Genomic DNA, 22,396 nt, shown 5'->3' with positions numbered 1-22,396 from the left:
GTGAGGGCGTCGGGGGCGGTGCGTCCGGGGCGGACATGCGGGTCAGGGGCCGGGGAAGGGGCGGGGCGGGAGCCGGGGTACGCGCGTGGCGGCGCGCAGCATGGGCAGTACGGGGGTGCGCAGGCCGATGGCGAGTTCTTCGTGCAGGCGGGTCCCGCCGTCCAGGAAGCGCAGGAGGCGGGGCAGGGGGACGCTCGCGAACAGGCGGGAGAAGAAGTCCGCGCCGTTGACCAGGCCGCTGTCGAGGGCGTGCAGGAGGACGGCGTCCATGGCGCGGGCGCGCGCCGAGTGGGGCAGCGGCGGCACGGGAGTCCGGCCCTGGCGCAGGGCCGCCGCGACGGCCGCGGTCTGGCGCTGCACACCGGCGAAGGTGTAGCCGGTCGCGGGGCGGGTGGCGCCCCCGGCCGCCCCGATCCGGAAGACGGACGCGGCGGTCCGGCGCGCGAACCGCGCGTCGGTCATCGGGATGACGCCCGTCTCGGTGCCGGTCACCTCGAAGTCGTCCAGACCGAGCACGCTGCCGGTGTAGTGCCGCAGCGCCTCGTCGTACGCGTCGGCGGACAGGACCGCCGGGGAGAACTCCGTGTACTCGACCAGGGCCTGCCCCGGGCCGGTGGGCAGGACGTAACCGAAGGAGAGGCCCTGCGCGGGCTGGGGGGTGCGCAGGTCCATGAACTCGACACGGTCCGGGTCGAAGGCGCGGTGGTCGGTGCGGACGAACCAGCCGTGGAAGTGCTGGAGCAAGGTCGTGCGGGCGGCCGGAAGACTGCCCAGCGGCCGGGAGTCGAACACCCAGCGCGCGTGTACGGCCTCGTGATGCCCGTCGGCCGTACAGGCGTGGACACACGCGCCCTCGGGGAGTGACTCGATGCTCTCGACCGCCGCCTCGACGCGTCGCACCCGGCCGCTGTCCGCGAGGTCGTGCTCGATCAGGGCCTCGAAGTCGTCCGAGCGGATCATCTTGTAGCGCAGGGGGGAGATGTCGTGCTCGATCGGCTCCCCCGTGGGCCGGTGCACGCGCAGGTGCCGCCAGGACCGGGTGACCGCGGCGTCGTAGGGTCCGCGGCCGCTCTCCCAGAAGCACCAGGTGCGCCGCGGCGGGCGCAGGGGTCCGGGCGGGGCGTCCACCAGGACGACGGACAGACGCCGGGCGCCGGGGGCGGGCCGGGTGAGACGGTGGGCGAGGGACAGGCCCGCGGCCCCCGCTCCGACGATGGCGACGTCGGCCTCGTGCACGTCCGGCTCACTCCCTCCGTGGTGTCGCCGTACTTCCGCGGCTGTGGTGCCCGGCACTTCCTGACGGCCGCTGCCGTGGTGGCCCTGGCTCGCGCTGCTCCGCGGCGGTGTTCCGGTCGCGGTACCCCGGTGGATGCGGTCCTCACCTGTTTCGGGGTCCGAATGGGGCCGTTGGAGTGATGCATCGATTGTGCGTCGGTCTCACGCGGCGCACTCGGCCGGATCGTCCGCGCCCAGCCGGCCGGCGAGGCGGCGCAGCCCGCGGCGGGCGTGGCTCTTGACCGTTCCCAGGGGCCAGCCGGTGAGCTCGGCGATCTGGGTCTGGGTGAGGTCGTCGTAGAAGGCGAGGTTGAGCACCCGGCGCTGCGGGGGCGGCAGGTGGGCCATCTCGTCGGCGAGCAGGACCCGGTCTATGGCCGTCTCCGGCAGTACCGCCTCGTCCTCGGCCCGCAGCAGCAGCTGGGCGCTGGCGGCCGCGACGAGTTCGGTACGGCGGGTGCGGGCCGCGAGCGCGTCGGCGATCTTGCGCCGGGCGATGCCGGTGAGCCAGCCGGGCAGGGTGCCGCGGTCCGGGGCGAATCCGGCCCGGCCCCGCCACGCGGCGAGGAACACCAGCTGGGTGACGTCCTCGGCCTCTCTGGCGTCCCCCAGCGAGCGCCGGGCGAGGGCGTGCACGAGCGGGCCCCAACGGCGGTGCACGACGGTGAGGCATGCCTCGTCCCCGCTGAGGAACCCGTCCACGAGCGCGCTGTCGTCGACGCCGTCGTCGAGGTCCGCGCCGGTTCGCTGTGCGGTCGTCATCGTCACTCCTCCGCTGGGCCTGGTGGTCGCCGAGAGCGACCGCAGCCCTTTCACCCTGCGGCTTCGACCAGAGGGGAACAACTCGCATCGACTCTGCATCGAATTGCCGCGAGCGGTTTTCGACCGCCCGCATCCGACTCCCCTTCCGGGGGCGAACCGGTCATGACGACGCCAGCTCTGATCACGAGGGTCTCTATGAGGGGAACCGGCATGAGCTCCACCGTGGCGAAGGATCACCGCGCGGACCGACATCCGTGCGCGGACCCGGACGCCGAACAGGTCTCCCCCGCTCCGGCGCGGCGGGCGGCCGGACAGCGGGACCACGGCCGCGACGACGGGGTGCGCGCCACGCCGCCCGCGACGCGCCCGGCGTACGGGGACGACCCGCGCGCCGTGGACGCGGACGTCACCGGTGCCGTGCGCACGGTGCTCGGCGACCTGCTCGCCGGGCAGGTGGCCGCGGCGGAGGCCGTGGACCCGCTCTTCGGCGCGGACCTGGCCACCCGGGTCGCCCGTTTCACCCAGGGCGGCGGCAAGCTCGCCCGCTCCCGCTTCGTGTGGTGGGCGCTGCGGGCCTGCGGCGGCGCCGAGCCCTGGCAGACCCACGCGGCGCTGCGGATCGGAGCGGCGCTGGAGCTGATCCAGACCTGCGCCCTGGTCCACGACGACGTGATGGACGGCGCGCGCTCGCGCCGCGGGCGGCCGGCGCTGCACGTCGACGTGGCGCAGCAGTACGCCGACGGGCCGCACGGCGCGCGCCTCGGGGAGGCTTCGGCGATCCTCGCCGGTGACCTGGCCCTGGCCTGGGCGGACGACGTCATCGCGGACACGGAGCTGCCGCGGGCCACCGCACGGCGGGTACGGGAGCTGTGGCGGGCCATGCGGACGGAGATGGTGGCCGGGCAGTACCTGGACGTGCAGGGTGAGGCCACCGCGGAGCGGTCGCTGGCCCGGGCCGTCCGGGCGGCCTGTCTCAAGAGCGCCCTGTACTCCGTGGAGCGCCCGCTCGCGCTGGGGGCGGCCCTCGCCGGGGCCGCCCCCGACGCCACCCGGGCCCTGTGCTCGGCGGGCCGCTGTGTGGGGCTGGCGTTCCAGCTGCGGGACGACCTCCTCGACGTCTTCGGGGACCCGCGCGAGACCGGCAAGCCCACAGGCGGTGACGTCCGCAGCGGCAAGCCCACCTACCTGGCCGCCGTGGCCCGCGCACGGGCCGAGGCCTCCGATGACCGGCGCGCCCTCGACGTCCTGCACCGCACGCTCGGCCGCGCGGACGCCTCCGACACCGAACTCGCCGCGGTGCGCGCCGTGTTCGTGGCGACCGGGGCGTGCGACACCGTGGAGGAGAAGATCCGCAGGCTCACGGCCCAGGGGCTCCGCCACCTGAACTCGGCGGTGCTCGAACCCGAGCCCGCGAGCCGCTTGGAGGCCATGCTGCGCTCCGCGACCGGCGTCCCCGGCAGCACAGCCTCCGACGTCGTGGACGTGTCCTCGAGGCTCACGGCCCGCGACGGGGACACCGCGCCTCCGCCGCCGGGGGGCGAAGAGCCCGCCCCACCGCCAGGAGACACCGCGGCCTCCGCCGACGAGACCGGCACCGCGGCCACCGCAACCGAGAGGTCCGCCCGATGACCCGTACCGTTCCCGGCCGCACCGACCACGTCGTGGTCGTCGGTGCGGGGCTGTCCGGACTCGCCGCCGCCCTGCATCTGCTCGGTTCCGGGCGCCGGGTGACCGTGGTGGAGCGCGAGGCGCTGCCCGGCGGCCGCGCCGGGCGCGTGGTCCGCGGCGGCTACCACCTCGACACCGGGCCCACCGTGCTGACGATGCCGCACCTCGCCGACGAGGCGTTCGCCGCCGTGGGCGACAGCCTGCGCGCACGGGTGGACCTCCTGCCGCTGCACCCGGCCTACCGGGCCCGGTTCGCCGACGGCAGCACCCTGGACGTCCACACCGACGCCGAGGCGATGGAGGCGGAGGTCGAGCGCTTCGCCGGACCGCGCGAGGCCGACGGCTACCGGCGCCTTCGCACCTGGCTGGAGAAGCTCTACCGGGTGCAGATGCGGCGGTTCATCGACGCCGACTTCGACTCGCCCCTGGAGCTGCTCCACCCCGACCTCGCCCGGCTGGCCGCCCTCGGCGGCTTCGGACGCCTGGACGCGCGCATCGGACGGTTCCTGAGCGACGAGCGGCTGCGGCGCGTCTTCTCCTTCCAGTCCCTGTACGCGGGCGTGGCGCCCGAGCGCGCCCTGGCCGCGTACGCCGTCATCGCCTACATGGACACGGTGGCGGGCGTCCACTTCCCGCGCGGCGGCATGCACGCCCTGCCCCGGGCGATGGCCGACGCCGCCGCGGACGCCGGGGCCGAGCTGCGGTTCGGGGAGACGGTCACCCGGCTGGAACGCTCCGGGGAACGGATCACGGCCGTCGTCACCGACTCCGGCCGGATCGCCTGCGACGCCGTCGTCCTCACCCCCGACCTGCCCGTCACCTACCGGCTGCTGGGCCGCGCGCCCAGGCGCCCGGTGGGGCTGCGGTTCTCGCCCTCCGCCGTGATCCTGCACATCGGCACCGACCGCACCTGGCCCTGGCTGGCCCACCACACCCTCTCCTTCGGCACGGCGTGGCGGCGGACCTTCTCCGAACTCACCGAGACCGGCCGCCTGATGAGCGATCCGTCCCTGCTCATCACCCGCCCCACCACCACCGACCCCGGCCTCGCACCGCCCGGCCGCCATCTCCACTACGTCCTCGCCCCCTGCCCGAACACCGCCCTCGGCCCCGGCGCGGCCGAATGGCGCGAACTGGCCCCCCGCTACCGCGACAGCCTCCTCACCGAACTCCAGCGGCGCGGCCTGGACGGCATCGCCGACGCCATCGAGGAGGAGTGCCTGGTCACCCCGGCCGACTGGCAGGCGCAGGGTCACGCGGCCGGCTCGCCCTTCTCCGCCGCCCACACCTTCGCGCAGACCGGACCGTTCAGGCCGCGCAACCTGGTGCGCGGCACGGTCAACGCGGTCCTCGCCGGCTGCGGCACCACGCCCGGCGTCGGCGTCCCGACCGTGCTGCTGTCGGGCAAGCTCGCCGCGGCGCGCATCACCGGCGGTGCCCGCGCCGGGCGAGCGCGCCCCGCCGTACGGGAATCCCGCGAACGGAGGCCGGTATGACCGACCGTGAGCTCGACGCGGCCGGCGTCACCGATCCGGCGCTGCGGCAGTCGTACACCCGGTGCCGGACGCTGAACGCCCGGCACGGCAAGACGTACTTCCTCGCCACCCGCCTGCTGCCGCCGGCACGGCGGCCGGCCGTGCACGCGCTGTACGGGTTCGCCCGCTGGGCCGACGACATCGTCGACACGCTCGACGGTACGACCACCGCCGCCGAGCGCGCCGACCGGCTGACCCGTCTCCAGCACGAGCTGGAGACGGGACTGCGCACGGGCGACAGCGCCGAACCCGTCGTCCGCGCCCTGGCCGACACCGCGCGGCGCTACGCCATCGACCACCGCCACTTCACCGACTTCATGGCCGCGATGCGCGCCGACCTCGACATCACGGGCTATGCCACGTACGCCGATCTGCGCACCTACACCTACGGGTCGGCGGAGGTGATCGGGTTGCAGATGCTCCCGGTGCTCGGCACGGTCGTCCCGCGCGAGGAGGCGTCACCGCACGCGGCGACCCTCGGCGTGGCGTTCCAGCTGACCAACTTCCTCCGGGACGTGGGCGAGGACCTCGACCGCGGCCGTGTCTATCTGCCCGCCGACCTGCTGACCGCGCACGGCGTCGACCGGCGGCTGCTGCGCTGGAGCCGGGACACCGGACGGCCCGACCGCCGGATCACCGCCGCGCTGCGGGAGTTCGAGGAGCTGACCCGCGGGATCTACCGCGAGGCGGAGCCGGGCCTGGCCATGCTCGCCCCGGTCTCCCGCCCGTGCATCCGCACCGCCTTCGTCCTGTACGGCGGCATCCTGGACGCGGTCGCCGCCGACGGGTACCGCTCGGTGCAACGCCGAGCCGTGGTCCCGCGGCGCCGCCGTGCCGTCGTGGCCCTGGACGGCCTGGTCCGGGTCGGCGCGGCGCGGCTGCGGCACAGGTCGACCGGAGTACCACCGGTGTCCGGCGCGCCGGCCGAGACGTCCCCGTCCACGCGGAGGGTCGCATGACATCCCGTCGGCACACGCAACGCAGGCGCTACCCGCTGTCCCTGCGGCGCCGCCCGGTGCGGTGGGAGGAACAGCGGCCGACCTGGCGGCAGGCCCGGCCCGCCCTGATCGCCGAGGCGCTGAAGCGGGCCCAGGCGCGCCCGTCCGGCAACTGGTACGTCGTCGGCGCCTCACGGGACGTACGCGGCGACCGGCCGCTGTCGGCGACGGTGGCCGGGCAGGAAGTGGTCGTCTGGCGCACCGCCGACGGCAAGCTCGCGGGAGGCCCCGGCATCTGCCCGCATCTGGGAGCGCCGCTCGCCGACAGCCCGGTGCGCTGCGGGACGCTGGTCTGCCACTGGCACGGACTGGCCCTGGACGGCGGCCCGTTCGCCGGCTGGGAGCCGCTGCCGCTGTACGACGACGGGGTGCTGGTCTGGGTGCGGCTGGACCCGGTGGGCGGTGAACCGCCGACGCCGGCACCGGTCGTGCCCGCCCGGCCGGAGCTGTCGCGCTCCGTCGCCGCCGTGTACTCCGGGGTCGGGATCTGCGAGCCGGAGGACGTCGTGGCCAACCGCCTCGACCCCTGGCACGGGGCCTGGTTCCACCCGTACTCCTTCGTCGACCTGACCGTGGTGGACACGCCCGGCTCGGAGGGGGCGGGCGAAGAGGGGGCGGGCGAGGACGGGTTCACCGTGGACGTCTCGTTCAAGGTGGCCGGGCGGCTGGTCGTGCCGGTGCGGGCGGTCTTCACCACGCCCGATCCCCGGACGGTCCTCATGCGCATCACCGAGGGCGAGGGCCTGGGTTCGGTGGTCGAGACGCATGTGACTCCGCTCGGTCCGGACGCCTCGGGCCGGCCGCGCACCGCCGTGGTGGAAGCGGTCGTGGCCGCCTCCGAGCGACCCGGCTTCGCGGCGGCCCGCGCCCTGCGCCCGGTGCTGCGCCGCGTGATGACGGCGGGAGCGGCACGGCTGTGGCGCGACGACCTGGCGTACGCGGAACGCCGCTGGCTGCTGCGCTCCACGGGCCGTTTCCCGGGCTGACCGAGCCGCCGGGTTCAGTCCGACCGTCAGGTGACCGCGTCGGGGTGGTCCGCCATGTAGTCCTGGAGCACCGAGAGGAAGCTCGGGTCGGGGTCCAGGCCCAGTGCCGCGGCGCGGCGGTGGTCGAAGACGGCCGGCCAGGAGCCGACGATCGCCTCGACGGCCGGGTCGGGCGCGACGGTGACCCGGTCGGCGACGGTGTCACCGGCCACCTGCCGCAGGGTGGCGAGCATCTCGGCGACCGAGACGGTCAGGGCGGGGAGGTTGACCGGCAGCGGGCCCTCGAGGCGCCCCGGTCCGGTGCCGCGTTCCGCCTCGGCGACCCGGAGGATGCCCGCGACGGTACGCCGGGGTGAGGAGAGGGCCACGGTCAGGGCGGGGTCCACCGGGCAGACGGCGGGCAGTCCCGCGAGCGGCTCGCGCACGATGCCGGACAGGAAGCCGGAGGCGGCCGCGTTGGGCCTGCCCGGGCGTACCGCCACCGTCATCAGCCGCGCGACCCGCCCGTCGACGAAGCCGCGGCGGGTGCAGTCCGCGATCAGGTGCTCGCACATCAGCTTCTGGGTGCCGTAACTCGACCGCGGCACCGGCAGTGTCGTCTCGCTGACCGCCGGTGGCAGGGGCAGGTCCGGATGGGAGCCGTAGACGGCGATACTGCCGGCGAACAGCAGCCGCGCCACCGGTCCGCCCGAGCGGGACTGCGCCCGTGCCGCCTCCAGCAGCGCGCGGGTGACGTCCACGTTGGCGCGCATCCCGAGGTCGAAGTCGGCCTCGCACTCGGCCGACACCGCGGCGGCGAGATGGAACACCACGTCCACCGGCTGGGCGAACACCGTGTCCAGGTGCTCACCCAGCTCCCCCTCCACCACCTGCACCGGCGCCCCGCCCACCGCCTCGGGCCAGGCAACGCGGTCGACCAGGACCAACCGGCCGACCGGCCTGCCCGCGAAGGTTCCCGCCCGCAGCAGTGCGCGGACCAGCAGCCGCCCGAGAAACCCGGACGCACCCGTCACGACGATCCTCATCCGTTCGTCTCCCTCGCAGACGGCTTGTGGCACCGACGTCCTGCCCGGACCCCTTTCGATGTCCTACCCGGCTCCCTACCGACGACCGCCGATGTCGTCGGCGAACCGTCACTCGTCGACGACGGACCCGAAGTGGGCGCCATGGGCGCTGCCGCCGAGCGCGGACGCGCCGTAGGAGCGGGAACCGTCGGCCAGCAGGCCGTTGCCGCTCGCGGGCAGGAGCCACACGGCGCCGTCGCCGGCGTTCTCGTCGGGGGCGGCGGCCACGAGTTCGGCGCGGCCGTCGCCGTCGGTGTCCACCAGGCGTACCTGGGCGCCCCAGGCGTCACCGGCCTCGGCGGCGCCGGGGATGCCGGGGGTGTTCTGGTCGAAGGACCGGGCGCCGGTGCCGGTGAGGCCGTCCTGCGTGCCGCGCAGCAGCCAGACCGCGCCGGCGTCGGCCTCGCCGTCCGCGTCCTCGCCGGGGGACCCGACGGCCACGTCGGCGAAGCCGTCACCGTCGACGTCGGCGACCGACAGGTCGTTGCCCCACGCGTCGCCCTGCTCCGCGGCGCCGGGCACGCCCGGGGAGTTCTGCGACCACCACTGCGGGGCGGTGCCGGGGCCCTCGGTGCCGGCCAGGCCGTCCCCGCCGCCGTAGTACACACCGACCAGACCGCCGGGGGCGTCCGCGTCGCCGGCCGTCTCGTCCACGCCGCCGCGCTGTCCGACGACGAGGTCGTCGTGACCGTCGCCGTTGATGTCCCCGGAGGCCGTGCCCAGTCCGCCGTGCAGGTCGCGCTGGAAGCTCAGGCCCTCGGTCCCGCCCGCGTAGTAGGCGGACCAGCCCTTGGCGTAGTCGTCGTCGGGGCTGTATCCGGAGACCACGAGGTCGGCGAAGCCGTCGCCGTCGTAGTCGCCGGTGGTGAGGTAGGCGCTCTGGAGGGCGTGTCCGGTGGAGCGCGGGGTGCCGACCTGGCGCAGGACGCCCGCGTGGTACGTGAAGACGTGCAGGCCCGTCTTCTGGTCCAGGACGACGAGCTGGTCGGCGACGGTGTCCCCGGTGAACCGGGCGGCGGCCACCGCGAGGCCGAACCGGGCGCCCGCGGTGGGCGTCGCCGCGGTGACACTCGCGGTGCGCTCGGTGCCGAGGCCCGTCTTCGACCCGTACAGGACGGTCACGCGGCCCGCGTCCTCGGCGGTGCCCTCGTCCTCGCCGGGCGCGCCGACGACCAGGTCGTCGAAGCCGTCGCCGTCCAGGTCGCCGCTCGCGACCGCCTGTCCGAAGCGGTCGCCGGTCTCGGAGGTGCCGGGTACGCCCTTGCTGGACTGGCTCAGCAGCTGGACCTCGCCCTTGGGGACGGTGGTGTTGGTGCCGATGCCGTTGGGCGCGCCGTACTGGACGGTGACGTATCCGGCGCCTTCCTTGCCGTCGACGGTGCCGTCGGGGACGCCGGTGACGAGGTCGGCGTAGCCGTCGCCGTCGAAGTCGTCGTTGCGGTCGACGGCGGCGGTGCCGCCGGGGACGCCCGCGAAGGCGGTGGGTGCGGCGAGGATGCCCGCGCCCGCCAGCAGCAGGAAGGAGGCGGCCGCGACGGCGGCGGAGCCCGCGGTACGGCGGGTGGTGCGCGCGGTGAAGCTCATGTCTGTTTCCCCCGTGGAAGATTGACGCTCTGTCAGTCGGACGGTCTTGGTTCCGACGCGAGGTTCGACACGGGTGGCACGGCGTGAGTTGTGGGGTCGCCGCTTGCTGTGACACAGCGGTGACAACTGTTGCGGGGCGGCGACGGCGGGCGGCGGACAAGGCGACTGACCTGCGGATAACGGGGCATACCACGCATGCCGGATGAGTAATGGCGTGCTGAACTGGTGAAAGATTGACGGAAGTTGTGAAGAGCGACAAGAATGCGGCTCGCTCACTGTGACTGAAGTGAGCGAAGTGACGCGAGTGGCTCGGCCACGGCATTCCCATTCTCCGCGGACACCGGCTGCTCGCGTCCTGCCACCTCCCACACTCTCATCCGCAAGGGCAGATCTTGACGCGCCTTTCACGCTCCAGAACGTCGGCCGCCTTCGCCGCCACCGCCTTCGTCGCCACCGTCACCCCGCTGTTCGGGGCCACCGCCGCGAGCGCCACGCCCGCCGGCGGCTGCCAGTCCGCCACGGTCCAGTACCGCCTCGTCGACGCCGCCGGAAAGCCGGTCGGTGCCGACTGGACCTCCCAGGGCGGCTTCCACCAGTGGAAGGACGCGCCCGGCACCGTCGAGGTGCGGCTCGCGCCGGGGCAGACGGTCGGCGACGGCTGCAAGTACCCGGTCTCACTGGCCGAATACACCACCGAGGGACCGAACTGGTACACCTCCGGTCTCCAGACGCTCGTCGACCACGCCACGGTCTACCTCGGCGCCGAGGACCTCCCCGGCTCCGACGACGCCAAGCGGACCTGGCAGAAGCTCACGGTCAAGGCGCCCGACTGCTACGGGCAGATCGACCTGTACGGCGACGACGTCATCTACGACGGCAAGTCCGGGGACGGGCACGGACCCGCGCCCTACCAGCCCGACAACGTCGTCACGCCCTACCACCTGATCGCGGCGTGGAACGGCGGCGACAAGTCGTGCACCCCCGAGCAGCCGAGCTCCCCCACGCCGCCGGCCTCCCCGTCCACGCCGGACAACCCGAGCAGCCCGCCCGCGAGTGAGCCGCCCGCGGAGACGACCCCGCCGGCCACGTCCACCACCCCGCCGCCCAGCTCCAGCACCCCGCCGACCACTCCGGACGTGCCGCCGCTGGAGTCGACGCCGCCGACCGCCCCGGCGCCCTCGCCCAGCGACAGCACCCCGCCGCTGGCCGAGACCGGCTCCAGCGCGCCGGTCGGGCCGATAGCCGCCGGCGCCGCCGCGGTGATCGCCCTGGGCGCCGCAGCGCTCTACGGCACCCGCCGCCGCGCCCGGCGCTCCTGACCGGGTGACCGGCGGGCACCGCCACGCGGTGAACCGCTGACGCAGCTCCGCCCCGGGCCCGGACACGCGCCCGGGCGACCGGGACACGGGTCCGGGGCGAAGCTGCCGTCGCGGCGCCGGTCGTACGTTCTCAGGCGGCGCCGGAGACTCCCGGGGCGACGAAACGCCGGTACAGGGGGCTGAAGCCGGTCTCCGGGGCGCCGCTGATACCGGCCTTCTCCACCGCGGGGGCCAGTCGTTCGGCGAAGAACGCCTGGAAGGCCTGCTCCGACTCCCAGACGTCGATCACCTGCAGGCCCCGCTCGTCGAACCAGGCCACATGGACCTCACCGCCGACCGGCGCGGACTCCTCCCAGCCGACGGCCTCCCGCACCACGTCGTACTGCTCGGGCGTGACCCCGGCCCAGTTCATCGACATCACCACGGACATGCCCCACCCCTTGGTCGCTGTTCCCCTTGGTCGCTTCCCCGCATCGTCCCGCGGGACGAGACCCGGGACGAGCAGCGTGCGGGAGCGTGACGGAGCGGCCCGGCGCCCCCGCGCGCGGGCGCGTGAGCTTCCGGGCCGGTGTGTCAGCTCTTCCGGCGCGGACCGCTGTCGGCGAGGCCGCCGGCGCCGAGGGGGCCGGTGTACTCCACGGGCTCCTCGGCCTCCAGGCGGGGCAGCGAGCGGCGCGCGACGCGCAGGACGACCGGTGGCAGGGCGGCGCGCAGCGGCTGGGTCAGGCGCAGCCAGGCCGGCGCGTACACGGCCGTACGCCGTCGCTCCACGCCCTTCACCAGCCGGGCGGCGACTGTGTCGACGGGGTACACGCGACCGGCCGGGCCGGGCATGGCGGTGCGCAGTTCCCGCAGGACGGCGTACCGGTCGGCGTCGCGGATCATGTCGGTGTCCGTCCAGTTGAGGTAGGCGATCCCGACGCCCACGCCCCGGTGTGCCACCTCCGCCCGCAGGGAGTGCGCGAAGGCCTCGGCGCCCGACTTGGAGGCGCAGTAGGCGCTCATCAGGGGGGCCGCGCCGATGGCCGCGAGCGAGGCGACCTGGAGGAAGTAGCCCGCGGTGTCGAGGAGATCGGGCAGGAACGCCCGGGCCGTGTGGGCGCTGCCGATGAGGTTGACCTCGACGACCCGGCTCCAGGCGGCCGCCGTCGAGGCGAGGAACGGGCCGCCTTCGGCGATACCGGCGTTCGCCACCACGGCCGAGGGGCGTCCGAGGCGGGCCCGTACGGTGTGGGCGGCGGCGGTCAGCGCGTCCGGGTCGGTGACGTCGACCTCGACGGCCAGGGCGGGTCCGGGCAGGGCCGCGGCGACCGTTTCCAGGAGGGCCTTCTCGTGGCCCAGCAGCGCCAACCGGGCGCCACGGGCGGCCATTTCGCGGGCCATGGCCGCGCCCAGCCCCCGGGCCGCTCCGGTGACGACCACCGTGCGGCCGGCGAGCGGACTGGTGTGCATGGGGCGGGTCCTTCCGTCGGGGCGACTCGGCCGCTTCTCAGATCTCGGGGTCCGGCAGGCGGGAGACATGGTCGGGATGGCCGGGTGTACGGCGTTCCTCCTTCATCTCCGCCTCGTACAAGTGGTCCCGGCCCTGGGCGAGTTCCTGCACCGCGCTCGTCTCCAGCCGCTGGAAGGGCCGGTAGTAGGTGGCGTTGTAGGCCTCGACGATCTGGAACGTCCAGTGCCCGGGGATGACATTGCGGCCGAGGATCTCCGAGCGGATCTTCGCGGCCCACTCGGGATGCCCCGCCTCCTCCAACAGCCTTACGGCTCGGTCCAGTTGCAGGTCGGCGGTGCCGGTCATCTGGTGGAAGTCGTACAGCCGGCCCCTGGCCCGCTCGGTCGTCTCCAGTGCCTTGGACAGTGCCCCGAGGGCCTCGACGGTCGTGTCGTCGACGCCTGCGGGGCGCCGGTGGTCACGGTCGGGGCCGTCGTGGGCCACCTCCTGCTCGTTCATGGGTCTCCTCGACGGTGCGGCCACCCCGGTGGGGCGGTGTCGTGCGGTCAGTGTCTGGTCCCGGTGCGGTCGCGGCGGGTCAGCATGCGTTGGGCGCGGGTCAGGCCGGGGGGCCGGTGGCGGTGCAGGGCGGCCCGGGCCGCGTTGGCGCCCGGCGCGCCGTGGACCCCGCCGCCCGGGTGGGCGCCCGAGGAGGCCAGGAAGAGGCCGGGGACCGGGGTCTCCGGGCGTCCGGTGCCGGGCACGGGGCGGAAGACGAGCTGCTGGTGGAGGGCGGTCGTGCCCCCGTTGATGGCACCGCCGTACAGGTTGGCGTCCATGGCCTGGAGGGTGGGGGGCGCGAGGATGCGGCGGGCCCGGACCAGGGCGCGGAAGCCGGGTGCGAAGCGCTCCACCTGGCGTTCGACCCGGTCGGCCATGAGCTCCTGTTCCTTGGTGTCCCAGCGTCCGGTGATGCCCTCGTCCGCGGCATCGGCGGCGATCTCGTGCGGGATGTGGGTGTAGGCCCAGGCCGATTCGGTACCCCGCGGGGAGCGGGTGGCGTCGGAGGTGGTCATCTGCCCGAACAGCAGGAAGGGGCGGTCCGGGACCTGCCGCATGGCGATCTGGGCGGCGAAGCGGGTCAGCTCGTCGACTCCGTCGGCGAGGTGCACGGTGCCGGCCCGGGACGCCGCCTCGGCCTGCCAGGGCACCGGTCCGTCCAGCGCCCAGTCGACCTTGAAGGTGGCGAAGTCCCACTGGAAGCGACGCAGGTCGTCCAGGAGCTGCGCGGGCAGGTGCTCGGGGTCCACGAGGCCGCCGTACAGCGCGGGCACCGACACGTCCGCCAGCACCGCCCGGCGGGCCGGCACCGCGTCGCCCGCCGCCGTACGGACGCCGACGGCCCGTCCGCCGCGGACGACGACCTCGTCGACGCGCTGCCCGCAGCGGACCCGGCCGCCGAGGGAGTGCAGGCGCCGGGTCAGTGCCTCGGTGAGGGCGCCGGAGCCGCCGACGGGGACGGGGAAGCCGTACGTCTGTCCCAGCATGGCCATGAGCCAGCCGAAGCCGCCGCTGCCGGCCGACTCGGGCGCGAGGTCGGCGTGCAGGGCGTTGCCGGCCAGCAGGAGGCGGCCGCCCTGTCCGCGGAACTCCTCCTCCCCCATCCGCCGTACCGGGAGGGCCAGGGTGCGGGCGATGCGCAGGCCGCCCGCGACCCGCAGCCGCCACGCCATGCGGGCCGTCGCACGGACCGGCGGGAAGGGCGTGAACAGGGCGTCCAGGAGGTCGGGGCGCAGGCGCTGCCACATGTCGTGCAGGCGTCGCCACGCGTCCCCGTCGCCCGGCGCGAAGGCGTCCAGGGACGCGGCGGTGGTGTCGAGGTCGCGGTCCAGGAGGGCGCAGCTGCCGTCGGTGAGGGGGTGCGCGAGCACGCTGGGGGCGTGGCCCCACCGCAGTCCGTGGTCCTGAAGGCGCAGGGAGGCCAGCACCGGGGAGGCGGCCGCGAGCGGGTAGAAGGAGCTGAAGAGGTCGTTGGCGAAGGCGGGGTCGACGCCGTGGTCGTGGCGGACGGCGCCGCCGGGCTCCGGCTGCTCCTCCAGCACCTCGACGCTCCATCCGGCGTCCGCCAGCACATTGGCGGCCACCAGGCCGTTGGGGCCCGCCCCGATCACCACGGCGTCAGGCATGACCGGGCCTCTCCGCTCCCGACCCGTCCCGGTCCACCGCGACGAGATGGGGCGCCCCTCGGGTCCCTCGGGCAGCCGACTCGTCCGGTCCGTCCGGCTCCGGGTGCTCGCAGAGCCGGGCGAGCCGGGCGAGCATGGTGCGGTGGCGCAGCTGGATCAGCGCGTCGAATCCGACGTTGTGGAGCGTGCCGCCCGCTCCCCGCAAGGGGTGCTCGTCCACGATGACCAGGCAGTGCTCGCCCCACTCCCGCAGCTCGATCGCGATGCGTGCCGTGCCCAGCACACCGGCATGGGCCTCCAGCTCCAGCGTGACGCCTTCCTCGCAGTGCCGTACCACCGTCTCGTTGACCAGGCGCAGCGGGCCGAGCGGGACCTGGAAGCGGATCGCCGCGTCCCGGTGCGGCCATGTGCCGCGGACCGGCTCGGACTGCGAGGTTCCCACGACCCAGTCGGCGTAGCGGTGGCCGTCCGCGAGGACGTCCCACACCGCGCTCGGGCTGACTCGGATCAGACGATGACGACGGGCCACGAATACCTCCCGGACGGCCTCGGACGGGGTGCCCTGCGGCCTCGCCCCGAGTGCCCGTACATCCGGAGCCCAACCCGAAGCAAAGACCTCGTCCCTATCGGTGCGTTGTGGAGAGGACTTCGGGGCCCACCCCCTGTTCGGATGCGGTGCGGGCCCCCTACGTCTCGCGCGATGAACCTGCCCTCCCGTAGGGTCGCTGTGCCGCCCTGGCAGAACCGCCCGTCAAGGCGAGCCGCGCATGCGTCCTGGCTCGACCGATGAGGAGTGCCCATGTCCGGACAGTTCGAAGCGGTGGTCGAGGTCGACCGGCCCGTCAAGGAGGTGTACGAGTACCTCGCCGACGGGCGCAACGACCCGCAGTTCAGCCCCCGGGTCCTCAAGATCGAGCGGATCCCCGAGACGCCGACGGCCGTGGGCACGGTCTTCCGGAGCACCGTGAAGGACGCCGGTATGAAGTCCGCCCGGGAGTTCCGCATCACCGAGCTCGACGCGCCGGTGCGGATCCGCTGGGCCGAGGTGTCCAAGAACAGCGTGACCGTGCGCGAGGGCGGCTACGACCTGGAGTCCCTGCCCGACGGCAGGACCCGCGTCCGCATCTTCAACGTCCTGGACGGCCATGGACTGGGCAAGCTGCTGGTCGGTCTCGCGTTGGCCGCGGCCCGCAAGGACGCGCCGGCGTTCGGGGCGCGGATCAAGGCGGCCGCGGAGAGGGCGATCCCGGCGGGCTGACGACAGGCCCATGCCGTGCCGGATCCTTCAGGGGTACGGCCATGGCGGTGCCCGCCGCAGGGGCTCTTCGGTCTACGCGGGCGCGGCATGCGGGCGCAGGACCATGAGGGAGTCCTCCTGGGTGGCCGCCATGGCGAAGGGGAACCGGTCGAGTTCGAGGCAGAGGGCGACGTCGTCGGCGTGGACGCCCTTGCGGACGCCTTCCGCGAGTTCGGTGGCGGCACGGGACTCGGCGGCACGGCGGAGGAACTCCGCCGCGTCGGTTTCGGGGTCGGTGACACGGCGAGCGAGGTACTGGGCGCACGCCAGATCCTCCTCGGCCCGTCCGTCCTCGCCCGTGACCACGAACGTGACGGCGTCACCCCCGCGGGCCCGGAGAAGCCGGACCGTCGCCTCCGCGACCACGAAGGAGGCGCAGAGCACCAGCGACGCCTCCCTGACGGCCAGTGCGCCGACCGTCCCGGCCGTGGTCTTCTGCACCACGGTCCGTCCGGCGAGGTCGAGGGAGCGCAGCAGGCCGGGCGAGTTGACGGTGTCGAAGCCGGGCGCGGGCGGACCGTCCTTGAGTGCCACCCAGTCGGGGTGGCGCTCCTTCAGTGCCAGGGCCTCGTCCAGGGACTCGGCGAGCACGATCTTCTCCGCCCCCTGGCCGAAGGCCCACGCGGCCACCGTGAAGGCCCGCATGACGTCGACCACGACGGCTACGGACGGGACTTCGGTCAGTTCGGCTGTGCCGAGGAAACGAGGGTCCATCCGACCATGATCGCGTACACCGGGGTGGTCGTCGGTGAATTTCCGGTTGGGCCGGAACGGGTCCGTCACTTGCCGTCCGGCCCGGCGGAGTCGGGTGTCGGCGCCGGCCCCGCGGGCAGGACCGCCAGGAGGGCGACGGTCAGGCAGACCAGCAGGGGGACGGCGTAGGCGATGTGCACGCCCAGCGGGAGCATGGCGGCGATCGCGAACCCGGCCAGACCGTAGCCGGCGCCGTTCGCCGCGTAGAGGGAGGAGAAACCCGCGCTCCACGCCGATTCGGGCAGGTCGCGCTGGAGGGTCAGCGCACGTGCCGTGATCTGCGGTGCGGCGAACAGCCCGGCCGCCGCCACACTGATCGCGATGACGGGCAGGCTGGGCACGAGCGCGGAGGGCAGCAGCACCGCGCACAGCAGCGCCAGGAACACGGCCGCCTGACGGTGGATGCGCCCCGGCCACCTGCGCAGGCCGTAGACGAGACCGCCCAGCACGCTGGTGATCGAGTAGCCGGTGAAGAGGACTCCCGCCAGGGAGGCCGGGGATCCGGCGGCGTCCAGAGCCGGTGGTATCGCCGTGTCCAGCGTGCCGCCCGCGAACCCGCCGACCACACCCAGGGCGAGCGAGGGCACCGCCGCCCGCAGCAGGGTCCCGCGCGACAACCGCCCTGTGGTCCGGCCGCCGTCTTCGCGGGCGGGTGCGGTGGGCAGCCGGGCGCACATCAGGGCCGAGGCGGCGGCGAGCACGGCCATGACCGCCACCGGGAGCCGTGGATCGCCCAGGGCGACGAGGCCCGCCACGGCGGCCGGGGCCACCGTCCACGCCAGTTCCAGGAGGGTGGTGTCCAGGCTCATCGCCTGATGCAGCAGTGGCCTCGGCATGCTCCGGGCCAGTAACGCGCGGAGCTGTCCCGGGGCACCGGCCCCGACACCACCGGCCACACCGGCCAGGACGACCAGTGCCGGGGCCGGCAGGACGGTGGCGGTGGCGGCGAGCAGGGCGTAGACGGCGGCGCGGACGCCGAGGGCCACCCGGAGATAGCGGTGGCCGGGCCAGCGGTCGGCGAAGGCGCCCAGCCAGGGGGCCAGGACCGCCTCGGTGATCGCGTGGGCGCCGGAGGCGAGACCGCCGACCGCGAAGGAACCCGCCTGGTGGCCCAGCAGGACCAGGGCGAGCGGCGCCATGGCGTCCGGTATGCGGCTCAGCAGCGTGGTCAGGGCCCAGGGCCGCCAGCCGGGCGCCGCCATCACCTGCCGGTAGCCGGTCGGCCGTGCGCTCACCTGGGCGTCCACCCGGGTTCTCCTCTCCCCTGCCGGTCCCTCGTCACCGGGCACGCCCCGTCGGCCCACAGGTGGACCGGGTTCCCGGGGGTGCTGTCTTCATGGGTGGTCACGGTCGCCGCAACGCGCGCAGCCGGGCGGCCAGCGCTCCGACCGTGCGGTGCTTGAACAGTTCGGCGGGCGACTGGTCGGGAGCGAGGACGCTCATGGCGCGCAGGGCCCGAAAGGAGTCGCCGCCCAGGGCGAAGAAGTCCGCGTCAGGGCTCGGCGGCGGCACGTCCAGGATGCGTGCCCACACCTGGGCCACCCGTTCCTCGTCGGGGTCCAGGGCCGTCTCCTTCGCCGTCCCGTCCTCGCTGAGATCCCTCCCCCTCGCCGTCCCCTCCTCGCTGAGATCCCTGCCCTCCGCTGTCCCGTCCCTGCCGTGGGCCCTCCGCATCGCCGTCAGGTCGTCCGCTGCGGGCGGCGTCCCGGTCAGCCGTCGCCGGTCGACCTTGCCGTTGGGGCTCAGCGGCAGGTCTGCGGTCACCACCACCGTGCCGGGGACCATCGCCGCCGGGAGCCGCGCGGCCAGCTGTGCGCGCACCGCCGACGCGTCGACCGTCTCCTCCGGGTACGGCACGACGTAGCCGACGAGCCGGCGTTCCCCGGGCCCGGCGGTCGCGACGGCGACAGCCTGCCGCACCCCGCGAACCCCGCGCAGGTGGTGCTCGATCTCTCCCAGTTCGACCCGCACTCCACTGATCTTGACCTGGAAGTCGAGCCTGCCGAGGAGTTCCACGAGCCCGTCCGGGTGATACCGGGCGAGGTCGCCCGTGCGGTAGAGCCGGTCCTCCCCCACCGCCGGGTGGTGCCAGAGACGGAAACGCTCGGCGGTCAGGTCGGCGCGGCCCGCGTAGCCACGGGCCAGGCCCACACCGGCCAGGTGCAGTTCGCCCGGCACACCGACCGGAACCGGCCGGCCCGCGGGATCGAGGATGTACAGACGCTGGTTGGCCAGCGGGCGACCGTAGGGCACGCTGGGCCAGTCCGGTCCGCCCGCGGCCGGCACCTCGTACAGCGTGGAGTGGATGGAGGACTCGGTGGCCCCGCCGAGAGCGGCCACCCGGATCCGCGGCGCGCGTGCCCGCAGCCGCCCGGGCAGGTCCACCCCGATCCAGTCGCCGCCCAGCATCGCCACCTTCAGTCCCGGGAACTCCAGACCGTGGCGCTCCGCGTGCTCCACGAACAGCTCCAGCAGCGCCGGCGCGGAGTTCCACACGGTGACGTGGTGTGCCTGGACGAGTTCCGCCCAGTGGGACGGGCGCTGGAGGCCCTCGGAGTCCGGTACGACGACAGTGCCGCCGGCGGCGGTGATGCCGAGGAACTCGTACACCGACATGTCGAAGCCGGGTGAGGACAGCGTCAGGACCGCGTCGCCCGGTCCGATGCCGAAGCGCCCGTTGAGGTCGGTGAGATTGTTGACGACGCCCCGGTGCCGCAGCTCGATGCCCTTGGGCTCCCCGGTGGAGCCGGAGGTGTGGATGACGTAGCAGAGGTCGTCCGCCCGGGCGCGGGCGGGCAGGTCACGCCCGGCGGCCAGGGCCGTCTCGTCCGGATCCGCCGTGCCGGGTGCCACGTGGTGATCCGGGCTGATGACGCGCTCCGGGCCGGTCGCACGCTCCGGGTCGGTGAGGTGGTCCAGGTCGGTCGCACGCTCCGGGCCGGTGACGTGGGCCAGGTCGGCCGCAGGCTCAGGGCCCGTGACGTGTCCGGGGCCGGTCGCGGGCGGGGACAGCGTCAGCAGCCGGCCCGGGCCCTCGGGCAGCGTCGCCGCCGTGGCCGGGGTCGCCAGGACGACCTCGCAGGCGCCGTCGCGACGCAGGAAGGCCAGCCGTTCGGCCGGGTAGGCGGGATCCATCGGCAGATAGCAGCCACCGGCTTTCAGTACCGCCAGCAGGGCCACGAGCAGGTCGGTGGAGCGTGGCAGGCACACGCCCACGACCGCACCGGGTGCCACGCCCAGCCCGGCCAGTCGGCGGGCGAGGCGGTTGGCCCGGGCGTTCACCTCGGCGAAGGTGGTGGCCCGGCCGCCCTCCCGCACGGCGACGGCATCCGGCTGCGCGGCGGCCCGGTCCTGGAAGTGCTCGTGCAGACACCGGTCGTGCGGCAGTTCGGCGGCCGTACGGTTCCACTCCACCAGCATCAGCTGTTCCTCTGCGGGCGTCAGCATCGGCAGCTCCGTCACGGGAAGGTCCGGATCGGCGACCGCCGCCGAAGCCAGGACACTCAGGTGGCCGCACAACCGCTCGGCGGCGTCCGGCGACAAGGTCCGGGGCGGCACCACGAGCCACGCACCACCGCCGGGCCCGTCGTCCACGGCGAGGCTGAGCCGCCCGGCCTCCGCGGCGGGGTCGAGGTGCCCTCTGCGGCAGGTGGTCACCCGCACGGGCAGCGGGCCGTCCGCCCGCCCTGAGCCTTCCGTCGGCTCCGCGCCGTCCGCGTCGGCGGGAGCGGGGGCGGTGTCCCCCGAGCTCAGGGCCGCCCGCACGTTCGCCAGCAGCGCGCGGTACGAGGGTGGTCCGTTGAGATCCACGGCGATGCGCGTGGTCCGTCGGGCCGGGCTCCCGGTCACCACGGGGAGGACGAAGTCGTCGGCGCCCGCGTACCGGGCCAGGACGACCGCGCAGACGGTCACGGCTTCGGCGAGCCCTGGGCCGTCGTCCCGCTCAGGGGTGCCGGGCAGTGTCACCTCGTGGACGGAGGGCCCTCCGCCGTGGGCCTCTGTTCGCCTCGCGGTCACGGGAAGTGTCAGGGCTTGCATCGGCGTGTCCTTCCTCGTCAGGGCGCGGCCGGGTACTGGGGGACCGGGAAGCGGTCGCAGAGGTCCTGCACGGTCGCGCGCACCCGCGCGGCGAGCGCCGGGTCGAGACGGTCCCGTCCGCCTCCTGCGCCCAGGCCCCGTACGACCGTGTCGACGAGCTCGGCGCAGGTGTCCATCTCGGCGGGCCCCAGACCGCGCTGCGCGAGGATGTTGGTGCCCAGCCGCAGCCCGCTGGTGACGAGGGGTGGCCGGGTGTCCCCCGGGACGCGGTTGCGGTTGGCGAGGATTCCGCACGTCTCCAGCGCCCGCTCCGTGTCCGCTCCGCTCACCCCGCCCGCGGACAGGTCCAGCAGCACCATGTGGTTGTCGGTGCCGCCGCTGACCAGACGGTGCCCGCGGGCCACCAGGGCGTCGGCCAGCACCCGGGCGTCGGTCCTGATCCGCCGGGCGAGCGTGGTGAACCGGGGGCCGGCCGCCAGACCGAGGGCACGTGCCTTGGCCGCGATCGCGGCCGCGTTCGGCGTGCCCTGGGTGCGCGGGAACACCCCTCGCCGCATCCGTTCGGCCAGCGGCCCACTGCCGTGGGCACCGGTGGCCTCTTCGGCCGCGGCCCCGAGCAGGATGAGCCCTCCGCGCGGTCCGCCCAGTTGCTTGTAGGTGCTGGTGGTCGTGACGTGGGCGATGTCCACCGGGTTGGGGTGGAGGCCGGCGGCCACCAGCCCGGCGACGTGGGAGATGTCAGCCAGCAGCCAGGCGCCCACCTCGTCGGCGACGGCCCGGAAGGGGCCGTAGTCCCAGGTGCGCGGGTAGGCACTGGCGCCGGCCACGATCACCTTGGGCCGGTGCCGACGGGCCAGGGCGGCCACCTCGTCCAGGTCGATGCGGCCGTCGGGACCCAGGCCGTAGTGGACCGCGCGGAAGTACCGGCCGGTCACCGAGGCCGGGGCGCCGTGGGTGAGATGGCCGCCGGCGTCCAGGTCGAGGCCGAGAAGCGTGTCGCCGGGCCGCATCAGGGCGAACAGCACGCTGAGGTTGGCCGAGGAGCACGAGTGGGGCTGCACGTTGGCGTGGCGGGCGCCGAAGAGGGCCGTCGCCCGCTGGGCCGCGAGCCGCTCGACCTCGTCGAAGACGTGTGCTCCGGGGTGGTAGCGGGCGCCGGGGTAGCCCTCGGCGGTGACGTTGGACAGGGCGCTGCCCGCCGCCGCGAGGACGGAGGGGTGGGCCAGGCTGGCGTAGGCGACCATCGCCAGGTTCTCCTGCTGGAAGCGGACTTCGGCGTCCAGCAGGCCGGCCAGCGCGGGATCGTCGTGGGGCAGGGTGCCGGCGCCCTGGTCGAGGAGGCGCCGGTGGGATCCGGCGGTGACGGCGGGCTGTGGTGCCGATCGGGGTGCGGTCAGGGGCGCTTGTCCAGTGATCATGAAGGGTTCCCCAAGGGAGTGACGGGGTGCGGCGCGGCGGGTGCCGGGCCGCGGCGGGGAGCGGGATCCGCAACGGGCCAC

19 protein-coding genes are annotated in these 22,396 nt (G+C 74.6%); 6 read left to right on the top strand and 13 right to left on the bottom strand.

What is annotated here, in order from left to right; all coding sequences use genetic code 11:
• Window positions 1–42: 42 nt before the first annotated feature.
• Both AC2XR2_RS41830 and AC2XR2_RS41825 read right to left on the bottom strand, forming a co-directional pair.
• A complete protein-coding gene (locus tag AC2XR2_RS41830; protein WP_491518001.1) occupies window positions 43–1,236 on the bottom strand; it encodes a lycopene cyclase family protein in 1,194 nt (397 codons plus the stop codon).
• A 201-nt stretch (window positions 1,237–1,437) separates the two neighbouring features.
• Entirely contained in the window at window positions 1,438–2,037 is a 600-nt protein-coding gene (locus AC2XR2_RS41825; RefSeq protein ID WP_491518000.1) for an RNA polymerase sigma factor, read from the bottom strand.
• A 210-nt stretch (window positions 2,038–2,247) separates the two neighbouring features.
• Here AC2XR2_RS41825 and AC2XR2_RS41820 point away from each other — a divergent pair, with 210 nt between their 5' ends.
• The 4 genes from AC2XR2_RS41820 to AC2XR2_RS41805 are packed head-to-tail and all read left to right on the top strand — an operon-like array spanning window position 2,248 to window position 7,224.
• A complete protein-coding gene (locus tag AC2XR2_RS41820) occupies window positions 2,248–3,666 on the top strand; it encodes a polyprenyl synthetase family protein (RefSeq protein WP_491517999.1) in 1,419 nt (472 codons plus the stop codon).
• Window positions 3,663–5,201: a phytoene desaturase gene (locus AC2XR2_RS41815; protein ID WP_491517998.1), complete on the top strand. Its 1,539-nt coding sequence runs from the start codon at window positions 3,663–3,665 to the stop codon at window positions 5,199–5,201. The genes AC2XR2_RS41820 and AC2XR2_RS41815 overlap by 4 nt, the downstream gene beginning before the upstream one ends.
• The gene (locus AC2XR2_RS41810; protein ID WP_491517997.1) at window positions 5,198–6,199 is read left to right on the top strand and encodes a phytoene/squalene synthase family protein; all 1,002 of its coding nucleotides are present in this window, start codon (window positions 5,198–5,200) and stop codon (window positions 6,197–6,199) included. The genes AC2XR2_RS41815 and AC2XR2_RS41810 overlap by 4 nt, the downstream gene beginning before the upstream one ends.
• Window positions 6,196–7,224 carry a Rieske (2Fe-2S) protein gene (locus AC2XR2_RS41805; protein ID WP_449349813.1) on the top strand — a complete coding sequence of 343 codons (1,029 nt, stop codon included), beginning with the start codon at window positions 6,196–6,198 and terminating at the stop codon, window positions 7,222–7,224. The genes AC2XR2_RS41810 and AC2XR2_RS41805 overlap by 4 nt, the downstream gene beginning before the upstream one ends.
• 26 nt (window positions 7,225–7,250) lie before the next feature.
• On the opposite strand, the gene denD is transcribed toward AC2XR2_RS41805, so the two are convergent.
• Together denD and AC2XR2_RS41795 are read right to left on the bottom strand one after the other, a co-directional pair.
• Window positions 7,251–8,249: a D-erythronate dehydrogenase gene (gene denD / locus AC2XR2_RS41800; protein WP_381305721.1), complete on the bottom strand. Its 999-nt coding sequence runs from the start codon at window positions 8,247–8,249 to the stop codon at window positions 7,251–7,253.
• 108 nt (window positions 8,250–8,357) lie between these two features.
• The gene (locus AC2XR2_RS41795) at window positions 8,358–9,872 is read right to left on the bottom strand and encodes an esterase (RefSeq protein WP_491517996.1); all 1,515 of its coding nucleotides are present in this window, start codon (window positions 9,870–9,872) and stop codon (window positions 8,358–8,360) included.
• A gap of 392 nt (window positions 9,873–10,264) precedes the next feature.
• Here AC2XR2_RS41795 and AC2XR2_RS41790 point away from each other — a divergent pair, with 392 nt between their 5' ends.
• Window positions 10,265–11,191: a hypothetical protein gene (locus tag AC2XR2_RS41790; protein WP_330262381.1), complete on the top strand. Its 927-nt coding sequence runs from the start codon at window positions 10,265–10,267 to the stop codon at window positions 11,189–11,191.
• Window positions 11,192–11,321: 130 nt separating this feature from the next.
• On the opposite strand, the gene AC2XR2_RS41785 is transcribed toward AC2XR2_RS41790, so the two are convergent.
• The 5 genes from AC2XR2_RS41785 to AC2XR2_RS41765 form a co-directional block, all read right to left on the bottom strand.
• Window positions 11,322–11,621 carry a hypothetical protein gene (locus AC2XR2_RS41785; RefSeq protein ID WP_330262382.1) on the bottom strand — a complete coding sequence of 100 codons (300 nt, stop codon included), beginning with the start codon at window positions 11,619–11,621 and terminating at the stop codon, window positions 11,322–11,324.
• A gap of 143 nt (window positions 11,622–11,764) precedes the next feature.
• Window positions 11,765–12,643 carry an SDR family oxidoreductase gene (locus AC2XR2_RS41780; protein WP_491517995.1) on the bottom strand — a complete coding sequence of 293 codons (879 nt, stop codon included), beginning with the start codon at window positions 12,641–12,643 and terminating at the stop codon, window positions 11,765–11,767.
• A gap of 37 nt (window positions 12,644–12,680) precedes the next feature.
• Window positions 12,681–13,142, bottom strand: a complete 462-nt coding sequence (locus tag AC2XR2_RS41775) for a hypothetical protein (protein ID WP_491517994.1) — start codon at window positions 13,140–13,142, stop codon at window positions 12,681–12,683.
• A 47-nt stretch (window positions 13,143–13,189) separates the two neighbouring features.
• A complete protein-coding gene (locus tag AC2XR2_RS41770) occupies window positions 13,190–14,809 on the bottom strand; it encodes a phytoene desaturase family protein (protein ID WP_491517993.1) in 1,620 nt (539 codons plus the stop codon).
• A complete protein-coding gene (locus tag AC2XR2_RS41765) occupies window positions 14,802–15,338 on the bottom strand; it encodes an SRPBCC family protein (protein ID WP_491517992.1) in 537 nt (178 codons plus the stop codon). Before AC2XR2_RS41765 ends, AC2XR2_RS41770 begins: the two co-directional genes overlap by 8 nt.
• Before the next feature lie 270 nt (window positions 15,339–15,608).
• Between AC2XR2_RS41765 and AC2XR2_RS41760 the strand changes: the two genes are divergently transcribed.
• Window positions 15,609–16,067, top strand: coding sequence for an SRPBCC family protein (locus tag AC2XR2_RS41760; protein WP_491517991.1), 459 nt, complete (start codon window positions 15,609–15,611; stop codon window positions 16,065–16,067).
• A gap of 72 nt (window positions 16,068–16,139) precedes the next feature.
• Here the strand turns inward: AC2XR2_RS41760 and AC2XR2_RS41755 are convergent, their stop codons facing one another.
• From AC2XR2_RS41755 to glyA, 4 genes are all read right to left on the bottom strand, one after another.
• The gene (locus tag AC2XR2_RS41755; RefSeq protein ID WP_491517990.1) at window positions 16,140–16,820 is read right to left on the bottom strand and encodes a 2-phosphosulfolactate phosphatase; all 681 of its coding nucleotides are present in this window, start codon (window positions 16,818–16,820) and stop codon (window positions 16,140–16,142) included.
• A 65-nt stretch (window positions 16,821–16,885) separates the two neighbouring features.
• The gene (locus AC2XR2_RS41750; RefSeq protein WP_491517989.1) at window positions 16,886–18,106 is read right to left on the bottom strand and encodes an MFS transporter; all 1,221 of its coding nucleotides are present in this window, start codon (window positions 18,104–18,106) and stop codon (window positions 16,886–16,888) included.
• Between the two features lie 97 nt (window positions 18,107–18,203).
• Entirely contained in the window at window positions 18,204–20,897 is a 2,694-nt protein-coding gene (locus AC2XR2_RS41745; RefSeq protein ID WP_491517988.1) for a non-ribosomal peptide synthetase, read from the bottom strand.
• 17 nt (window positions 20,898–20,914) lie between these two features.
• Window positions 20,915–22,315 (bottom strand): serine hydroxymethyltransferase, encoded by a 1,401-nt coding sequence (glyA, locus tag AC2XR2_RS41740; RefSeq protein WP_491517987.1) that lies wholly within the window; start codon window positions 22,313–22,315, stop codon window positions 20,915–20,917.
• Window positions 22,316–22,396 lie beyond the last annotated feature (81 nt).

It is taken from the genome of Streptomyces sp. LS-MS-L19 (assembly GCF_058382285.1).
The sequence above is the reverse complement of the archived record's forward strand: the minus strand, read 5'-3'. Positions and strand labels throughout refer to the sequence as shown.

Excerpts from the sequence above, each read along its gene's own strand:
- AC2XR2_RS41820 (WP_491517999.1), top strand. The coding sequence starts at position 2,248 with ATGAGCTCCACCGTGGCGAAGGATCACCGCGCGGACCGACATCCGTGC.
- AC2XR2_RS41745 (WP_491517988.1), bottom strand. The coding sequence starts at position 20,897 with ATGCAAGCCCTGACACTTCCCGTGACCGCGAGGCGAACAGAGGCCCAC.
- AC2XR2_RS41815 (WP_491517998.1), top strand. The coding sequence starts at position 3,663 with ATGACCCGTACCGTTCCCGGCCGCACCGACCACGTCGTGGTCGTCGGT.
- glyA (WP_491517987.1), bottom strand. The coding sequence starts at position 22,315 with ATGATCACTGGACAAGCGCCCCTGACCGCACCCCGATCGGCACCACAG.
- AC2XR2_RS41770 (WP_491517993.1), bottom strand. The coding sequence starts at position 14,809 with ATGCCTGACGCCGTGGTGATCGGGGCGGGCCCCAACGGCCTGGTGGCC.
- AC2XR2_RS41775 (WP_491517994.1), bottom strand. The coding sequence starts at position 13,142 with ATGAACGAGCAGGAGGTGGCCCACGACGGCCCCGACCGTGACCACCGG.
- AC2XR2_RS41825 (WP_491518000.1), bottom strand. The coding sequence starts at position 2,037 with ATGACGACCGCACAGCGAACCGGCGCGGACCTCGACGACGGCGTCGAC.
- denD (WP_381305721.1), bottom strand. The coding sequence starts at position 8,249 with ATGAGGATCGTCGTGACGGGTGCGTCCGGGTTTCTCGGGCGGCTGCTG.
- AC2XR2_RS41805 (WP_449349813.1), top strand. The coding sequence starts at position 6,196 with ATGACATCCCGTCGGCACACGCAACGCAGGCGCTACCCGCTGTCCCTG.
- AC2XR2_RS41780 (WP_491517995.1), bottom strand. The coding sequence starts at position 12,643 with ATGCACACCAGTCCGCTCGCCGGCCGCACGGTGGTCGTCACCGGAGCG.
- AC2XR2_RS41785 (WP_330262382.1), bottom strand. The coding sequence starts at position 11,621 with ATGTCCGTGGTGATGTCGATGAACTGGGCCGGGGTCACGCCCGAGCAG.
- AC2XR2_RS41810 (WP_491517997.1), top strand. The coding sequence starts at position 5,198 with ATGACCGACCGTGAGCTCGACGCGGCCGGCGTCACCGATCCGGCGCTG.
- AC2XR2_RS41760 (WP_491517991.1), top strand. The coding sequence starts at position 15,609 with ATGTCCGGACAGTTCGAAGCGGTGGTCGAGGTCGACCGGCCCGTCAAG.
- AC2XR2_RS41795 (WP_491517996.1), bottom strand. The coding sequence starts at position 9,872 with ATGAGCTTCACCGCGCGCACCACCCGCCGTACCGCGGGCTCCGCCGCC.
- AC2XR2_RS41755 (WP_491517990.1), bottom strand. The coding sequence starts at position 16,820 with ATGGACCCTCGTTTCCTCGGCACAGCCGAACTGACCGAAGTCCCGTCC.